The organism is Pseudomonas furukawaii, from assembly GCF_002355475.1.
Lineage (GTDB): Bacteria > Pseudomonadota > Gammaproteobacteria > Pseudomonadales > Pseudomonadaceae > Metapseudomonas > Metapseudomonas furukawaii.
Genome location: NZ_AP014862.1, coordinates 1,054,519 through 1,070,415 on the forward strand (window position 1 = coordinate 1,054,519; position 15,897 = coordinate 1,070,415).

16 protein-coding genes are annotated in these 15,897 nt (G+C 61.8%); 13 read left to right on the top strand and 3 right to left on the bottom strand.

Annotation, left to right across the window (positions count from 1 at the left end):
• Window positions 1-73: 73 nt before the first annotated feature.
• The 3 genes from KF707C_RS04910 (at window position 74) to cysN (ending at window position 3,810) form a co-directional block, all read left to right on the top strand.
• Window positions 74-832, top strand: coding sequence for a Nif3-like dinuclear metal center hexameric protein (locus tag KF707C_RS04910; protein ID WP_003448490.1), 759 nt, complete (start codon window positions 74-76; stop codon window positions 830-832).
• A 146-nt stretch (window positions 833-978) separates the two neighbouring features.
• Window positions 979-1,896 (top strand): sulfate adenylyltransferase subunit CysD, encoded by a 918-nt coding sequence (cysD, locus tag KF707C_RS04915; protein WP_003448489.1) that lies wholly within the window; start codon window positions 979-981, stop codon window positions 1,894-1,896.
• Window positions 1,897-1,908: 12 nt separating this feature from the next.
• Window positions 1,909-3,810, top strand: coding sequence for a sulfate adenylyltransferase subunit CysN (cysN, locus tag KF707C_RS04920; RefSeq protein WP_003448488.1), 1,902 nt, complete (start codon window positions 1,909-1,911; stop codon window positions 3,808-3,810).
• Between the two features lie 81 nt (window positions 3,811-3,891).
• On the opposite strand, the gene KF707C_RS04925 is transcribed toward cysN, so the two are convergent.
• Window positions 3,892-4,332 carry a YhcB family protein gene (locus tag KF707C_RS04925; protein WP_003448487.1) on the bottom strand — a complete coding sequence of 147 codons (441 nt, stop codon included), beginning with the start codon at window positions 4,330-4,332 and terminating at the stop codon, window positions 3,892-3,894.
• Between the two features lie 126 nt (window positions 4,333-4,458).
• Here KF707C_RS04925 and KF707C_RS04930 point away from each other — a divergent pair, with 126 nt between their 5' ends.
• From KF707C_RS04930 to zapE, 3 genes are all read left to right on the top strand, one after another.
• Window positions 4,459-5,088, top strand: a complete 630-nt coding sequence (locus tag KF707C_RS04930; protein WP_036991007.1) for an alpha/beta hydrolase — start codon at window positions 4,459-4,461, stop codon at window positions 5,086-5,088.
• Between the two features lie 29 nt (window positions 5,089-5,117).
• Window positions 5,118-6,467 carry a tryptophan--tRNA ligase gene (locus KF707C_RS04935; RefSeq protein WP_003448485.1) on the top strand — a complete coding sequence of 450 codons (1,350 nt, stop codon included), beginning with the start codon at window positions 5,118-5,120 and terminating at the stop codon, window positions 6,465-6,467.
• Between the two features lie 95 nt (window positions 6,468-6,562).
• Window positions 6,563-7,657 (top strand): cell division protein ZapE, encoded by a 1,095-nt coding sequence (gene zapE / locus KF707C_RS04940; protein WP_003448484.1) that lies wholly within the window; start codon window positions 6,563-6,565, stop codon window positions 7,655-7,657.
• Between the two features lie 225 nt (window positions 7,658-7,882).
• Here the strand turns inward: zapE and KF707C_RS04945 are convergent, their stop codons facing one another.
• On the bottom strand, window positions 7,883-8,881 hold the full coding sequence (locus KF707C_RS04945; RefSeq protein WP_003448483.1) for a GlxA family transcriptional regulator: 999 nt from the start codon (window positions 8,879-8,881) through the stop codon (window positions 7,883-7,885).
• 148 nt (window positions 8,882-9,029) lie between these two features.
• Here KF707C_RS04945 and KF707C_RS04950 point away from each other — a divergent pair, with 148 nt between their 5' ends.
• The gene (locus KF707C_RS04950; RefSeq protein ID WP_003448481.1) at window positions 9,030-10,169 is read left to right on the top strand and encodes an acyl-CoA dehydrogenase family protein; all 1,140 of its coding nucleotides are present in this window, start codon (window positions 9,030-9,032) and stop codon (window positions 10,167-10,169) included.
• Window positions 10,170-10,206: 37 nt separating this feature from the next.
• Here KF707C_RS04950 and KF707C_RS04955 read toward each other — a convergent pair whose 3' ends face one another.
• Entirely contained in the window at window positions 10,207-11,244 is a 1,038-nt protein-coding gene (locus KF707C_RS04955) for an NADP(H)-dependent aldo-keto reductase (RefSeq protein WP_003448480.1), read from the bottom strand.
• 273 nt (window positions 11,245-11,517) lie between these two features.
• On the opposite strand from KF707C_RS04955, the gene rplM reads away from it, so the two are divergent.
• From rplM to KF707C_RS04985, 6 genes are all read left to right on the top strand, one after another.
• The gene (rplM, locus tag KF707C_RS04960) at window positions 11,518-11,946 is read left to right on the top strand and encodes a 50S ribosomal protein L13 (protein ID WP_003448479.1); all 429 of its coding nucleotides are present in this window, start codon (window positions 11,518-11,520) and stop codon (window positions 11,944-11,946) included.
• Window positions 11,947-11,961: 15 nt separating this feature from the next.
• On the top strand, window positions 11,962-12,354 hold the full coding sequence (gene rpsI / locus KF707C_RS04965) for a 30S ribosomal protein S9 (protein ID WP_003448478.1): 393 nt from the start codon (window positions 11,962-11,964) through the stop codon (window positions 12,352-12,354).
• Between the two features lie 253 nt (window positions 12,355-12,607).
• Window positions 12,608-13,201: a ubiquinol-cytochrome c reductase iron-sulfur subunit gene (petA, locus tag KF707C_RS04970; protein ID WP_003448477.1), complete on the top strand. Its 594-nt coding sequence runs from the start codon at window positions 12,608-12,610 to the stop codon at window positions 13,199-13,201.
• The gene (locus KF707C_RS04975) at window positions 13,201-14,412 is read left to right on the top strand and encodes a cytochrome b (RefSeq protein ID WP_003448476.1); all 1,212 of its coding nucleotides are present in this window, start codon (window positions 13,201-13,203) and stop codon (window positions 14,410-14,412) included. Before petA ends, KF707C_RS04975 begins: the two co-directional genes overlap by 1 nt.
• Window positions 14,412-15,191 carry a cytochrome c1 gene (locus KF707C_RS04980; protein WP_003448475.1) on the top strand — a complete coding sequence of 260 codons (780 nt, stop codon included), beginning with the start codon at window positions 14,412-14,414 and terminating at the stop codon, window positions 15,189-15,191. The genes KF707C_RS04975 and KF707C_RS04980 overlap by 1 nt, the downstream gene beginning before the upstream one ends.
• Before the next feature lie 88 nt (window positions 15,192-15,279).
• On the top strand, window positions 15,280-15,897 hold the full coding sequence (locus tag KF707C_RS04985; protein WP_003448474.1) for a glutathione S-transferase N-terminal domain-containing protein: 618 nt from the start codon (window positions 15,280-15,282) through the stop codon (window positions 15,895-15,897).

The following is a 15,897-nucleotide window of genomic DNA, read 5'->3' on the forward strand; positions in this document are numbered from 1 at the left end:
CCCTTAAGGTGGCGCCATTATACGAGGGCGCCGGTTAAAAACGAGTCGTCCGCAACAGCTTGTGAGGAATGCGATGGCCATTGCCCTGAACACCCTTGTCGATGAAGCGGAGCGCTATCTGGGCGCGGCGCGGATCCAGGACTACTGCCCGAACGGCCTGCAGGTGGAAGGGCGTCCCCAGGTCAGCCGGATCGTCACCGGCGTGACTGCCAGCCTGGCCTTGCTGGAGGCCGCCGTGGCGGCGGATGCGGACGTGGTGCTGGTACACCATGGCTACTTCTGGAAGGGCGAGAATCCTTGCGTGGTCGGCATGAAGCATCGACGCCTGAAGACCCTGCTGGCCAACGACCTCAGCCTGTTGGCCTATCACCTGCCGTTGGACCTTCACCCTGAAGTGGGCAACAACGTCCAGCTCGCACGCCAGCTCGACATCATCGTCGAGGGGCCGCTGGAGCCGGACAACCCGCGTACCGTGGGGCTGGTAGGGTCCCTGGCCGAACCCATGAGCGCCCGCGACTTCGCCCGTCGCGTGCATGAGGTGCTGGGTCGCGAGCCCCTGCTGGTGGAGGGAGACCGGATGGTCAGTCGCATCGGCTGGTGCACCGGCGGCGGCCAGGGTTACATCGACACGGCCATTGCCGCCGGCGTCGACCTGTACCTGACCGGCGAAGCCTCGGAGCAGACCTTCCACAGCGCACGGGAGAACGGCATCAGTTTCATCGCTGCCGGACACCATGCCACCGAGCGCTATGGCGTCCAGGCGCTGGGTGATTACCTGGCTCGACGCTTTGCCCTGGAGCACCTGTTCATCGATTGCCCAAACCCCGTTTGACACGCGCCGGGCCATCAATCCGGCGGGTATATCCCTAGATGGTTTCGTTCTAAGAAGCCCCCTCAATAGAATGAGGGGCTGTGTTAGAGTGGCCGCTCGCCCACGGCCCGCCGGCCGTCGTATCAGAAAGACCTTCGTGAGTAGCCATGCTCGATAAACTGACGCACCTGAAACAGCTGGAGGCGGAGAGCATCCACATCATTCGTGAAGTGGCCGCCGAATTCGACAACCCGGTGATGCTCTACTCCATCGGTAAAGACTCTGCCGTCATGCTGCACCTGGCGCGCAAGGCGTTCTTCCCTGGCAAGCTGCCGTTCCCGGTCATGCATGTCGATACCCGTTGGAAGTTCCAGGAGATGTACCAGTTCCGCGACAAGATGGTCGCTGAAATGGGGCTCGACCTGATCACCCACGTGAACCCGGAAGGCGTCGCCCAGGGCATCAACCCCTTCACCCATGGCAGCGCGAAGCACACCGACATCATGAAGACCGAGGGCCTCAAGCAGGCGCTCGACAAGTACGGCTTCGATGCCGCCTTCGGTGGCGCCCGGCGCGACGAGGAAAAGTCCCGCGCCAAGGAGCGCGTCTATTCCTTTCGCGACAGCAAGCATCGTTGGGACCCGAAGAACCAGCGGCCCGAGTTGTGGAACGTCTACAACGGCAAGGTGAAGAAGGGCGAGTCGATCCGCGTCTTCCCGCTCTCCAACTGGACCGAGTTGGACATCTGGCAATACATCTACCTGGAAGGCATCCCGATCGTCCCGCTTTACTTCGCCGCCGAGCGCGAAGTGATCGAGATGAATGGCGCGCTGATCATGATCGATGACGAGCGCATCCTCGAGCACCTGTCCGATGAGCAGAAAGCGTCCATCCAGAAGAAAATGGTGCGTTTCCGTACCCTCGGCTGCTACCCGCTGACCGGTGCCGTGGAATCCACCGCCCAATCCTTGCCGGAAATCATCCAGGAAATGCTCCTGACCCGTACCTCCGAACGCCAGGGCCGCGTCATCGACCATGACCAGGCCGGTTCGATGGAAGAGAAGAAACGTCAGGGCTACTTCTAAGGATTCCGCATCATGAGCCACCAATCCGATCTGATCAGCCAGGACATCCTCGCGTACCTGGCCCAGCATGAGCGCAAGGAACTGCTGCGCTTCCTCACCTGCGGCAACGTCGATGACGGCAAGAGCACCCTGATCGGGCGCCTGCTGCACGACTCCAAGATGATCTACGAGGACCACCTCGAGGCCATCACCCGCGATTCCAAGAAGGTCGGCACCACCGGCGAGGACGTCGACCTGGCGCTGCTGGTGGACGGCCTGCAGGCCGAGCGCGAACAGGGCATCACCATCGACGTGGCCTACCGCTACTTCAGCACCGCGAAGCGCAAGTTCATCATCGCCGACACCCCCGGCCATGAGCAGTACACCCGCAACATGGCCACCGGCGCATCGACCTGCGACCTCGCCATCATCCTCGTCGATGCCCGCTACGGCGTGCAGACCCAGACCCGCCGCCACAGCTTCATCGCGTCGCTGTTGGGGATCAAGCACATCGTCGTCGCCGTCAACAAGATGGACCTGAAGGACTTCGACCAGGGTGTCTTCGAGGCGATCAAGGCCGACTACCTGCAGTTCGCCGAGCGCATCAAGCTCAATCCCACCTCGATCCACTTCGTACCGATGTCGGCGCTGAAGGGCGACAACGTGGTGAACAAGAGCGAGCGCTCGCCCTGGTACGCCGGCCAGTCGCTGATGGAAATCCTCGAAACCGTGGAAATCGCGGGTGACCGAAATGTCGCCGACATGCGTTTCCCGGTTCAGTACGTCAACCGGCCGAACCTGAATTTCCGTGGGTTCGCCGGCACCCTGGCCAGCGGCATCGTGCGCAAGGGCGATGAGGTCGTTGCGCTGCCGTCCGGCAAGGGCAGTCGCGTGAAGTCCATCGTCACCTACGAAGGTGAGCTGGAGCACGCAGGTCCCGGCCAGGCGATCACCCTGACCCTGGAAGACGAGATCGACGTGTCCCGCGGCGACATGCTGGTGCATGCCGACAACCAGCCGCTGGTGACCGACAGCTTCGAAGCCATGCTGGTCTGGATGGGCGAGGAGCCCATGCTTCCGGGCAAGAAGTACGACATCAAGCGGGCCACCAGCTATGTGCCGGGTTCCATTCCCAGCATCGCCCACAAGGTGGACGTGAACACCCTGGAAGAGACCGCAGCCAGCAGCCTGCAGCTGAACGAGATCGCCAAGGTCAAGGTCAGCCTGGATGCCACCATCGCCCTGGACGGGTACGAGCAGAACCGCACCACGGGGGCCTTCATCGTCATCGATCGCCTCACCAACGGGACCGTTGGCGCCGGCATGATCATCTCCGACCCGAAGGCGGGTCGTAACGTCAGTGGCCACCATGGTGCCCAGGCGCACGTCTCCGCCGAGGAGCGTGCATCCCGCTTCGGCCAGAAGCCCGCCACCGTGCTGTTCAGCGGCCTGTCCGGCGCCGGCAAGAGCACCCTGGCCTACGCCGTGGAGCGCAAGCTGTTCGACATGGGCCGTGCGGTCTATGTGCTGGATGGCCAGAACCTCCGCCACGACCTGAACAAGGGGCTGCCCCAGGACCGTGCCGGCCGTACCGAGAACTGGCGCCGTGCCGCTCACGTGGCGCGTCAGTTCAACGAGGCGGGCCTGCTGACCCTGGCGGCATTCGTTGCGCCGGATGCGGAAGGCCGCGAACAGGCCAAGGCCCTCATTGGCGCCGATCGCCTGGTGACCGTGTATGTGCAGGCCTCGCCCATTGTCTGCCGCGAGCGTGATCCGCAAGGCCTCTATGCAGCTGGTCAGGACAATATTCCCGGGGAATCCTTCCCCTACGATGTCCCCCTGGATGCCGACCTGGTGATCGATACCCAGTCCGTGGGTGTGGAAGAGGGTGTCAGGCAGGTACTCGACCTGCTGCGCAGTCGCGGCGCGATCTAAGCGACCAACAAAAAGCCCCGCGATTTCGCGGGGCTTTTTGTTGGCGCTGTCGTCCAGTCGGTCGCCCGACTGGATGGCGCCTCAGTACTTGCCCTTGAGGCCGAACGTCTCGTCCAGGGTACCGGGGGCGTCCGGCGCCTTTGGCGCGTAGTCCTTGGGTGCTTCGTTGCTTTTCGGCGGTGTCAGGCGCTCGCGGGGGCCGGCGGCTTCGTCGGCGTGCAGAGCTGCCAAAAGTCGCTGGCGGGTGAGTTCGTCGAGAGCCAGGCGGCTGGCGCCGTCCGACAGGTGTTCCTGCACATCCTGATAGCTCTGGGTGAGCTTCTTCACCAGGTTGGCGGTGGTGTTGAAGTGGGTGACCACCTCACTCTGGTATGCATCGAAGCGTTCCTGCAGGTCATCCAGTTGGCGTTGAGTCCGGCTCGGGGCTGCGTTGGGCGCCAGCCGGGCGATCAGGAAACCGACGCCGATACCGGCGAGCAGGGTCAAGACTGGTAGCAACCAGATGATGAGCGACTGTTCCACGAGTCCTTCCTCTATAAGCGGCTTTGCTTTACGTTAACGGCTCGAATCTGCGCTGTATACCGCGACGCAAACCCGGTTGTGCTAATCCAAGACGAGTCGACCCGTCACGGGGTCACGGAGTTTCCCCTGTTGAGCCGCGAAATCCCTCTCCTGCTCGATGGCCCCTGCGGCCAGATCGAGGCGCTTCACCTTGACCTGCCCGAGGCCCGTGGCCTGGCGCTGATCTGCCATCCCAATCCGGTGCAGGGCGGCACCATGCTCAACAAGGTGGTCTCCACCTTGCAGCGTGCCGCGCGTGACGCCGGCTACAGCACGCTGCGCTTCAACTATCGCGGTGTTGGAGCCAGCGCCGGCAGCCATGACATGGGCTCGGGCGAGGTGGATGATGCCGAGGCGGCCGCCCACTGGATTCGCGCACGACAGCCGGGGCGGCCCCTGGTGCTGCTGGGCTTTTCCTTCGGCGGTTTCGTGGCGGCGAGCCTGGCCGGCCGGTTGGAGCGCCAGGGGATCGAGGTTCCGCGCCTGCTCCTGGTGGCACCTGCAGTGATGCGCTTGACCTCCGACCATCCGCTGCCCGATGTCGGCCAACTGACCGTCATCCAGCCGGAGGCCGACGAAGTGGTGCCGCCCGATGCGGTCTACGACTGGTCCGCTGGCCTCGCGCGCCCCCATGAGCTGCTGAAAGTGGCAGAATGCGGGCACTTCTTCCACGGCAAGTTGACCGACCTCAAGGACCTGGTCCTGCCGCGTCTCTGATTCCGATCGAAGTCCGACAAGCGAAAATCATGACCACTCGTATCCTTACCGGTATCACCACCACCGGCACACCGCACCTCGGCAACTATGCCGGTGCCATCCGCCCGGCCATCGTCGCCAGCCGTGCCGGCGACGTCGACTCCTTCTACTTCCTGGCGGATTACCACGCCCTGATCAAGTGCGATGACCCGGCTCGCATCCAGCGTTCGCGCCTTGAGATTGCCGCCACCTGGCTGGCCTGTGGCCTGGATACGGACAAGGCGACCTTCTACCGTCAGTCCGACATTCCCGAGATTCCCGAGCTGACCTGGCTGCTCACCTGCGTCAGCGCCAAGGGTCTGCTCAACCGCGCTCACGCTTACAAGGCCTCGGTGGACAAGAACCTCGAGGCCGGCGAGGACCCCGACGCCGGTGTCACCATGGGCCTTTACAGCTACCCGGTGCTGATGGCGGCTGACATCCTGATGTTCAACGCCCACAAGGTGCCGGTGGGGCGAGACCAGATCCAGCACGTGGAAATGGCCCGTGACATCGGCCAGCGCTTCAACCACCTGTTCGGTGCCGGCCGTGATTTCTTCACCCTGCCCGAGGCGGTGATCGAGGAAGAAGTGGCGACCCTGCCGGGTCTCGATGGGCGCAAGATGTCCAAGAGCTACGACAACACCATCCCGCTGTTCGGCAGCGCCAAGCAGCTCAAGGATGCCATTGCCCGCATCGTCACCGACTCCCGGGCACCCGGTGAGTCGAAGGATCCCGACAACTCGCACCTGTTCACCCTCTACCAGGCCTTCGCTACCCCCGCCCAGCTGGCGGAGTTCCGTGCCGAGCTCATTGGCGGCCTGGCCTGGGGCGAAGCCAAGCAGCGGCTGTTCCAGTTGCTCGACAATGAGCTGGGCGAGGCCCGCGAGCGCTATCACGCTCTGATCGAGCGCCCGTCCGATCTGGAGGACATCCTTCTGGTGGGTGCCGCGAAGGCCCGCAAGATTGCCACGCCGTTCCTCGGCGAGCTGCGCGAGGCCGTAGGGCTGCGCTCCTTCCGTGCCAACGTGCAGGCGGGAGGCGAGGCGAAGGCCAGGAAAGCGACCAAGAGCGCGCGTTTCGTCAGCTTCCGTGATGAAGACGGCAGCTTCCGCTTCCGCCTGCTGGATGCGGGTGGCGAGCAGTTGCTCCTGTCCCGAGCCTTCGCCGACGGCAAGGCGGCCGGCCAGGTGAGCAAGCGCCTGCAGTCCGATGCTGAACTGGATCTGCGGGTGCAGGGCAATGCGTTCGGTGTCTGGCTGGACGATGAGGAAGTCGCCGTCAGCCCGACCTTCGGCGATGCGGCGGCCCGCGACGCCGGCATCGCCCGTCTCTACCAGGCGCTTGCGCCGCAGGAGTGATGGGATGAGCGTCGGCCGATAGCGTCGGCCGATTGCCAATCGACGGGGCAGGCTCTAAAGTACCTGCCCCGTTTTTCGTTGCCTTGCTACCGATCATGACCCCCCTCGAGCGCTACCAGGCCGATCTCAAGCGGCCGGAATTCTTCCACGATGCCGCGCAGGAAAATGCCGTTCGTCATCTGCAACGTCTCTACGATGACCTGATCGCCGACGATCGTGGCAAGCCCGGTCTGCTGGGCAGCCTGTTCGGCAAGAAGCGCCAGGGCCCGGTCAAGGGCCTGTACTTCTGGGGCGGTGTCGGTCGTGGCAAGACCTACCTGGTGGATACCTTCTACGACGCCCTGCCGTTCAAGCAGAAGATGCGTACCCACTTCCACCGTTTCATGAAGCGTGTCCATGAGGAAATGAAGACCCTCAAGGGCGAGAAGAATCCGCTGACCATCATCGGCAAGCGTTTCGCCGACGAGGCTCGGGTGATCTGCTTCGACGAGTTCTTCGTCTCGGACATCACTGATGCGATGATCCTGGCCACGCTGCTGGAGGAGTTGTTCAAGAACGGCGTCAGCCTGGTGGCCACCTCCAACATCGTGCCTGACGGCCTCTACAAGGACGGCCTGCAGCGGGCTCGATTCCTTCCGGCCATCGCCCTGCTCAAGGAGCACACCGAGATCGTCAACGTCGACAGTGGTGTGGACTATCGCCTGCGCGCCCTGGAGCAGGCCGAGCTCTACCACTGGCCCCTCGATGCCGAGGCCGAACAGAGCTTGAGCCGCAGCTTCAAGAGCCTGCTGCCGGAATGCACCCTGGCCCAGGAAGGTGAGGTCCTGATGGTGGAGAATCGCGAGATTCGCGCCGTGCGGGTCTGCGAGGACGTAGCCTGGTTCGAATTCCGGGAGCTCTGCGACGGCCCGCGAAGCCAGAACGACTACATCGAGCTCGGCAAGATCTTCCATGCCGTGATCCTGGCAAACGTCGAGCAGATGGGCGTGGCCAAGGACGACATGGCGCGCCGCTTCATCAACCTGGTGGATGAGTTCTATGACCGGAACGTCAAACTCATCATTTCCGCCGAGGTGGAGCTCAAGGATCTCTATTCGGGAGGCCGCCTGAACTTCGAGTTCCAGCGTACCCTGAGTCGCCTTCTGGAGATGCAGTCCCACGAGTTCCTCTCGCGGCCGCACAAGCCGTAACGGAGCGACAAGCCGCAATCCCTGTTCACCGGGGCTTGCGGCATGCCTGTCAGCGTTTCGCCAATTCCTGCTCCCGAAGTTCCAGCGGGCAACACTTCCAGTATTTCCCTGGCGTCATCGGCTTGATGGCCAGCGCCTTTTCTTCCTTGTCGTCGCCATGCGGGTACCCCAGCGCCTTTGCGTACTCAGGGAGAGGGTTCCCCGTGGCCGTTGTCCGCGTCTGCATCACTCGCCCTTCTGCTGGTACTGGCGGCGATACTGGTTCGGAGACAGCTGGGTGTGCTGGCGAAAGAGGCGGGCGAAGAAGCTGGCGTCGTCATAGCCGACTTCGTAGCTGATGGTCTTGATGCTCTTGCGGGTGGCTGACAGCAGCCCCTTCGCTGTCTCGATGCGTAGCCGCTGCAGGTAGTGCAGGGGCTTGTCGCCGGTCGCAGCCTGGAAGCGTCGCATGAAGTTGCGGATGCTCATGCCGTGGTCGCGGGCTACATCCTCGAAGCGGAACTTGTCGGCGAAGTGATCTTCCAGCCATTGCTGGATCTGCAGGATGGTCATGTCGTGATGGAGCTTCTGACCGCCAAAGCCGATGCGTCCTGGCGTGTAGCTGCGCTGAACCTCGTAGAGGATGTCGCGGGAGACCGCCTGGGCGATGCCGGCACCACAGAAACGCTCGATCAGGTAGATATAGAGGTCGCAGGCCGAGGTCACGCCACCGGCGCAGTAGAGGTTGTCCGCATCGGACAGATGCTTGTCCTGGTTGAGCAATACCTTTGGGAATCGCTCGTTGAATTCACGGAAAAAGCGCCAGTACGTGGTGGCTTCCTTTCCATCCAGCAGGCCGGCCTGGGCCATCCAGAACACGCCGGTGGCTTCGCCGCAGATGGCGCTGCCGGCCGCGTGACGGATACGCAGCCAGTCGCAGACTTGTGGATAACGGGCGAGGAGGGCGTCGAAATCGCCCCAGAAGGCCGGGAGTATGATGATCTCGGCAGCGTCCAGCGGGCCGTCTACCGGGATACGCACGTCGCTGAAGCTGTCCACCGGCTGGCCGTCGGGGCTCACCAGGCGTATGTCGAACGCGGGGGTGAGGCCTTTGCCTTGCAGCTTGCCGTAGCGCACGGCGGCCATGTGGAAGAAGTCCTTTGCCTGCATCAGTGTGGAGGCGAAGACGCCTTCGATGGCCAGGATGCTGACTTGTCGGAGGTTGGTGGGCTGCGGAGGGTTCATGGCATTGTTCTTATTAGGGGAAAGCGGTCATTCTGTGGCGGGATCGTCTTATTTTTTGTCCTAAGTGTCCAGTGTGGAGCGCGAGGCGAGTGGCCTAGAGTCGGTGGCTATTCGGCCCCTGACAACAACTTCGAGCCAAGGTGAAGCCATGATCCCGAGAACCCTGTTCAGCTCCGATCACGAACTCTTCCGCGACAGCGTGCGCAAGTTCCTCGAGCAGGAGGCCGTTCCCTTTCATCCGCAATGGGAGAAGGACGGCCATATCGACCGTGCCCTGTGGAACAAGGCGGGGGAGGCCGGGATGCTGTGCTCGCACATTCCGGAAGCCTATGGCGGTATGGGCGCGGACTTCCTCTACAGCGCCGTGGTGATCGAGGAAATCGGCCGCCTCGGGCTTACCGGCATCGGGTTCTCCCTACATTCGGATATCGTCGCGCCCTACCTCCTTCACTATGGTTCCGAGGCGCTGAAGCTGAAGTATCTGCCTCGTCTGGTGAGTGGTGAGCTGGTCAGTGCCATCGCGATGACCGAGCCTGGCGCGGGCTCCGACTTGCAGGGTGTGAAGACCACGGCGGTACTGGATGGCGATGAGTACGTCATCAATGGATCCAAGACGTTCATCACCAACGGTTTTCTCGCGGACCTGGTGGTGGTCGTCGCCAAGACCGATCCCAAGGCGGGCGCCAAGGGCACCAGCCTCTTCCTGGTAGAGGCTGGTACGCCGGGATTCTCCAAGGGCAAGCGTCTGGAAAAGGTGGGCATGAAGGCCCAGGACACCTCGGAGCTCTTCTTCCAGGATGTGCGCGTGCCCAGGGAGAATCTGCTGGGGCAGGCCGGAATGGGGTTCGCCTACCTGATGCAGGAGTTGCCCCAGGAGCGTCTCACCGTGGCAATCGGCGCCTTGGCCTCGGCGGAAGCGGCCCTGAAGTGGACCCTGGACTACACCCGCGAGCGCAAGGCGTTCGGCAAGGCCGTTGCGGACTTCCAGAATACCCGCTTCAAGCTGGCCGAGATGGCTACGGAGATTCAGGTCGGTCGGGTCTTCGTCGATCGTTGCCTGGAGTTGCATCTGGCCGGCAAGCTGGATGTGCCCACGGCGGCGATGCTCAAGTACTGGGGGACCGAGTTGCAGTGCAAGGTGCTGGACGAATGCGTCCAGTTGCATGGTGGCTATGGCTATATGTGGGAGTACCCGATAGCCCGAGCCTGGGCGGATGCCCGCGTCCAGCGTATCTATGCCGGGACCAACGAGATCATGAAGGAAATCATCGCCCGCTCGTTGGTCTGACGGAAAGGAGGCTGGGCTTCCCAGCCTCCTTTCGGGGTCAGGGCGCCGGGTTTGGCTGGTCCCTGTGGATGGCGGCGATGCCATCCAGGACGTCCTGGCTCAATGTCAGTTCGCTGCTGCGAAGGTTCGTGTCCAGTTGCGCCAGGCTGGTGGCGCCGATGATGTTGCTGGTCACGAAGGGCTGTGCCGTGACGAAGGCCAGTGCCATCTGCGCCGGGTCAAGGTCGTGTTCGCGGGCCAGGGCGACATAGCGCGAGCAGGCTGCCTGGGCTTGCGGGTTGGTGTACCGGGTGAAGCGGCTGAACAGAGTGATGCGCGCGTTGGTTGGGCGCGCTCCGCCTTCGTATTTTCCGGAAAGCATCCCGAAAGCCATGGGTGAATAGGCCAGCAGGCCGCACTGCTCGCGAATGGCCACTTCCGAGAGGCCGACTTCAAAGCTACGGTTCAGCAGGTTGTAGGGATTCTGGATGGAGGCGGCGCGGGGCAGGCTCAGTTGCTCGGCCAGTTGCAGGAACTTCATGGTGCCCCAGGGGGTTTCGTTGGACAGGCCGACATGGCGGATCTTGCCAGCCTTCACCAGTTCGCCCAGTACTTCCAGGGTTTCCTGTAGCGGGGTGAACGTCTCGTCCTTGTGCTGGTAGCCCAGTTGGCCGAAGAAGTTGGTACTGCGCTCGGGCCAGTGCAGTTGGTAGAGATCGATCCAGTCGGTCTTGAGGCGCTTCAGGCTGGCGTCCAGGGCGGATGTGATGTGTTCGCGGTTATGCCTGAGGCTCCCGCCGCGAATATGACTTATGCCATTGCCGGGGCCGGCGACCTTGCTCGCCAGGACCCAGTCGGCGCGATCCCGGTGCTTGGCGAACCAGTTTCCGATGATGGTTTCGGTCGCGCCGTAGGTCTCGGCACGCGGCGGCACCGGATACATCTCGGCGGTGTCCAGGAAATTGATGCCATAGGCCTTGGCGCGCTCGATCTGGGCAAAGGCCTCGGTCTCGGTGTTCTGCTCGCCCCAGGTCATGGTGCCCAGGCAAAGGCTGCTGACCTTGAGGTCGGTACGGCCGAGTTGGCGAAATTCCATCGGTGCCTCCTTGATTCGATTGAAGGTTGCATGAAATCAGGTTGAATTTTTTCCTGCAATCGGCATAATTCGCCGGCTTTCTTAGCGGGGATGCCTAGCCTGCGACGAAGGAAGGCGGGGATGCCTAGCCTGCCGAAAGAACCTTGCCGTAGCGGACGCGCTGACCCGAGCCCCCGATAGCGTCTGTTTCCGGCTGCCCTGTATTGCCAGGGCGCGCACTATTCAGTAAGATCCGCCGTCTTATTTTCAGGGCGGCCCCTGAGGCTATAGCGAATGAAGACTTTTACTGCAAAACCGGAAACTGTTAAGCGCGACTGGTACGTCGTCGACGCTGCAGGTCAGACCCTGGGTCGTCTGGCCACCGAAATTGCCAGCCGTCTGCGTGGCAAGCACAAGCCGGAATACACCCCTCACGTTGATACCGGCGACTACATCGTTGTCATCAACGCCGAGCAGGTTCGTGTGACCGGTGCCAAAACCACCGACAAGATGTACTACTCGCACTCCGGCTTCCCGGGCGGCATCAAGGAGATCAACTTCGAGAAGCTGATCGCCAAGGCCCCCGAGCGCGTGATCGAGACCGCGGTGAAAGGCATGCTGCCGAAGAATCCGCTGGGCCGCGACATGTATCGCAAGCTGAAGGTGTACAAGGGTTCCGTTCACCCGCACACCGCTCAGCAGCCCCAAGAACTGAAGATTTAACGGGATAGATTCACTATGTCGGCGACTCAAAATTACGGCACTGGCCGTCGCAAGACCGCTACCGCTCGCGTCTTCCTGCGTCCGGGCACTGGCAAGATTTCCATCAACAACCGCAGCCTGGATACCTTCTTTGGCCGTGAAACCGCTCGCATGGTCGTGCGTCAGCCCCTGGAGCTGACCGAGACCGTCGAGAAGTTCGACATCTACGTCACCGTTGTTGGTGGTGGTGTCAGTGGTCAAGCTGGTGCGATCCGTCACGGTATCACCCGCGCTCTGATCGAGTACGACGAAACCCTGCGCAGCCCGCTGCGTAAAGCCGGTTACGTGACTCGCGACGCTCGTGAAGTCGAGCGTAAGAAAGTCGGTCTGCGCAAGGCGCGTAAGCGTCCGCAGTACTCCAAGCGTTAATTCGGCGCTTCGGAAAAACGCCCAGTTTCTTCGGAACTGGGCGTTTTTTTATGTGCAAAAAGTTATGCCTGCGACAGCTTGTCGCACATGCGAATCCCCCGCCAATCAAGGGTTCCGGCTGTTTTGTATCCGGCTATTACCTTGTCAGGAAAGGGGGTTTTCTTTACCATTTGGCGAATTTTTTGCGCGGCTCGATTTTTTACTTAGTACAGGCCTGAACAACAGGCCAATGAAGCTGATGGGAGACGACTGAATGAGCAATGACGGCGTGAATGCAGGCCGGCGTCGCTTCCTCGTAGCGGCCACGTCCGTGGTCGGTGCGGCGGGGGCGGTGGGGGCTGCGGTCCCGTTCGTGGGGTCATGGCTGCCCAGTGCCAAGGCCAAGGCCGCGGGTGCACCGGTCAAAGTGAACATAGGCAAGGTCGAGGCGGGCCAGCAGATCGTGGCCGAATGGCGCGGTCAGCCGGTGTTCATCATGCGTCGTACCGAAGAGATCCTCGCCAACCTTGGCAAGATCCACGACAGCATGGCTGATCCGGAATCCAAGGTGTCGGTCCAGCCGACCTACGTGGATCCGGTCAATCGCTCGATCAAGCCGGAGATCCTGGTACTGGTGGGGATCTGCACCCACTTGGGCTGCTCGCCGTCCTTCCGTCCGGAAGTCGCGCCGGCTGATCTGGGTCCCGAGTGGGTCGGTGGCTACTTCTGTCCCTGCCACGGCTCCCGCTATGACCTTGCCGGTCGTGTCTACAAGGCGCAGCCTGCGCCGCTGAACCTGCCGGTGCCGCCCTACTCGTACGAGTCGGATGACGTCATCGTCGTCGGTGTGGACCAGGAGAAGGCCTGATGAGCAAATTCATGGAATGGGTCGATGCGCGCTTCCCCGCGACCAAGATGTGGGAAGACCATCTGAGCAAGTACTACGCACCGAAGAACTTCAACTTCTTCTACTTCTTCGGTTCGCTGGCGTTGCTGGTGCTGGTTAACCAGATCCTCACCGGTATCTGGCTGACCATGAGTTTCACTCCGTCCGCGGAAGAGGCCTTCGCCTCCGTCGAGTACATCATGCGCGACGTGGAGTACGGCTGGATCATCCGCTACCTGCACTCCACCGGTGCATCGGCTTTCTTCGTCGTCGTCTATCTGCACATGTTCCGCGGCCTGCTCTACGGCTCCTACCAGAAGCCCCGCGAGCTGGTGTGGATCTTCGGTATGTTGATCTACCTCGCCCTGATGGCCGAGGCCTTCATGGGCTACCTGCTGCCCTGGGGCCAGATGTCCTACTGGGGTGCCCAGGTGATCATCTCCCTGTTCGGTGCGATTCCGGTGGTAGGTGAAGACCTGACCCAGTGGATCCGTGGCGACTACCTGATTTCCGGCATCACCCTGAACCGCTTCTTCGCCTTGCACGTGATCGCTCTGCCGATCGTTCTGCTCGGCCTGGTTGTTCTGCACATCCTTGCTCTGCACGAAGTGGGTTCCAACAACCCGGATGGCGTAGACATCAAGAAGAAGAAGGACGAGAACGGCGTGCCGCTGGACGGCATTGCGTTCCATCCCTACTACACCGTTAAAGACATTGTCGGTGTGGTGGTTTTCCTCTTCGTGTTCTGTTTCGTGGTGTTCTTCTTCCCGGAAATGGGGGGGTATTTCCTCGAGAAGCCGAACTTCGAACAGGCCAACCCCTTCAAGACCCCTGAGCATATTGCTCCTGTCTGGTACTTCACCCCGTTCTACGCAATCCTGCGGGCGGTTCCGGACAAACTCATGGGCGTAATCGCCATGGGTGCGGCCATCGCCATCCTGTTCGTGCTGCCGTGGCTGGATCGCAGTCCGGTGAAATCCATGCGTTACAAGGGTTGGCTGAGCAAGGTCTGGCTGCTGGTGTTCTGCATCTCCTTCGTCATCCTCGGTGTCCTCGGCGTGCTGGCTCCGACTCCGGGCCGCACCCTGCTGTCCCAGGTGTGCACCATCCTGTACTTCGCGTACTTCATCCTGATGCCGTTCTACACAAGGATGGAAAAAACCAAACCGGTACCGGAAAGGGTGACAGGCTGATGAAAAAGCTATTTGCTGCATTTGTTCTCGCTGCGCTGCCGGCACTCTCCTTCGCCGCCGGTGGCAACGTGCATCTGGACAAGGTCGATATCGACCTGACCGACAAGGCTGCCATGCAGGACGGCGCGCGTACGTTCGCGAACTACTGCATGGGCTGCCACAGTGCCAAGTTCCAGCGCTATGAGCGTGTTGCCAAGGATCTGGGCATTCCTGAAGAGCTGATGATGGAGAACCTGGTCTTCACTGGCGCCAAGATCGGCGACCACATGAAGATCGGCATGCAGGCTCAGGATGCCAAGACCTGGTTTGGTGCGGCTCCGCCGGACCTGACCCTGGTTGCACGCGTCCGTGGCAACGATTGGCTGTACAGCTACCTGCGCGCCTTCTACGAAGATCCTTCCCGCCCCTGGGGTGTGAACAACAAGGTCTTCCCGAACGTCGGTATGCCCAACGTGCTGGTGAGCCTGCAGGGTCGCCAGGTCGTTGGATGCAAGCAGGTCCAGGTGGTCGAGGATGGCAAGAAGCAGTACGACCCGTTGACCGGTGCTCCGCTGACTCATGAAGCTTGCGACCAGCTGACCGTGCTGCCGAAGACCGGCAAGCTGACCGAAGCCGAGTTCGACGAGAAGATCCAGAACCTGGTGACCTTCCTCGCCTACTCGGCCAACCCGGTCAAGCTGGAAAGCCAGCGCGTCGGTACCTATGTCCTGCTGTACCTGGCATTCTTCTTCGTGTTCGCCTACCTGCTCAAGCGCGAGTACTGGAAGGACGTTCACTGATAGACTGCTGCATCGTTGTACAAGCGCGCGCCCCTCGTGGGCGCGCGTGTCTTTCTGCCCCTGAATAATCCAAAGCGAGGAGGGCGCTATGGCCGTCACCAACAGGCTGGCCTGTTACTCCGACCCTGCCGACCACTACTCCCATCGGGTGCGCATCGTGCTCGCCGAGAAGGGTGTCGCCGCCGAGATCATCAATGTCGAGCCAGGGCGCTTTCCGCCAAGGCTGGCAGAGATAAACCCCTATGGCAGTGTGCCGACCCTGGTTGATCGGGATCTTGCCCTGTACGAATCCACGGTCGTCATGGAGTACCTGGAAGAGCGCTACCCCCATCCGCCATTGCTGCCGGTCTATCCGGTCGCACGGGCCAATACCCGTCTGCTGATCCATCGTGTCCAGCGTGACTGGTGTTCGCTGGTGGATCGCATCCTCGATCCGCATGTAAAGGATGCTGACAGGGCGATCGCGCGAAAGGAGTTGCGTGAGAGTCTCACCGGCGTGTCGCCGCTGTTTGCGGACAAACCGTATTTTCTGAGCGAAGATTTCAGTCTGGTGGACTGCTGCCTGCTGCCGATCCTCTGGCGCCTTCCGGTGCTGGGCATCGAGCTTCCGCGTCCGGCTAAGCCGCTGCTGGATTACATGGAGCGGGCCTTCGCCCGTGACTCGTTCCGGGCCAGTCTGTCCGCCGTCGAGCGCGATATGCGCTGA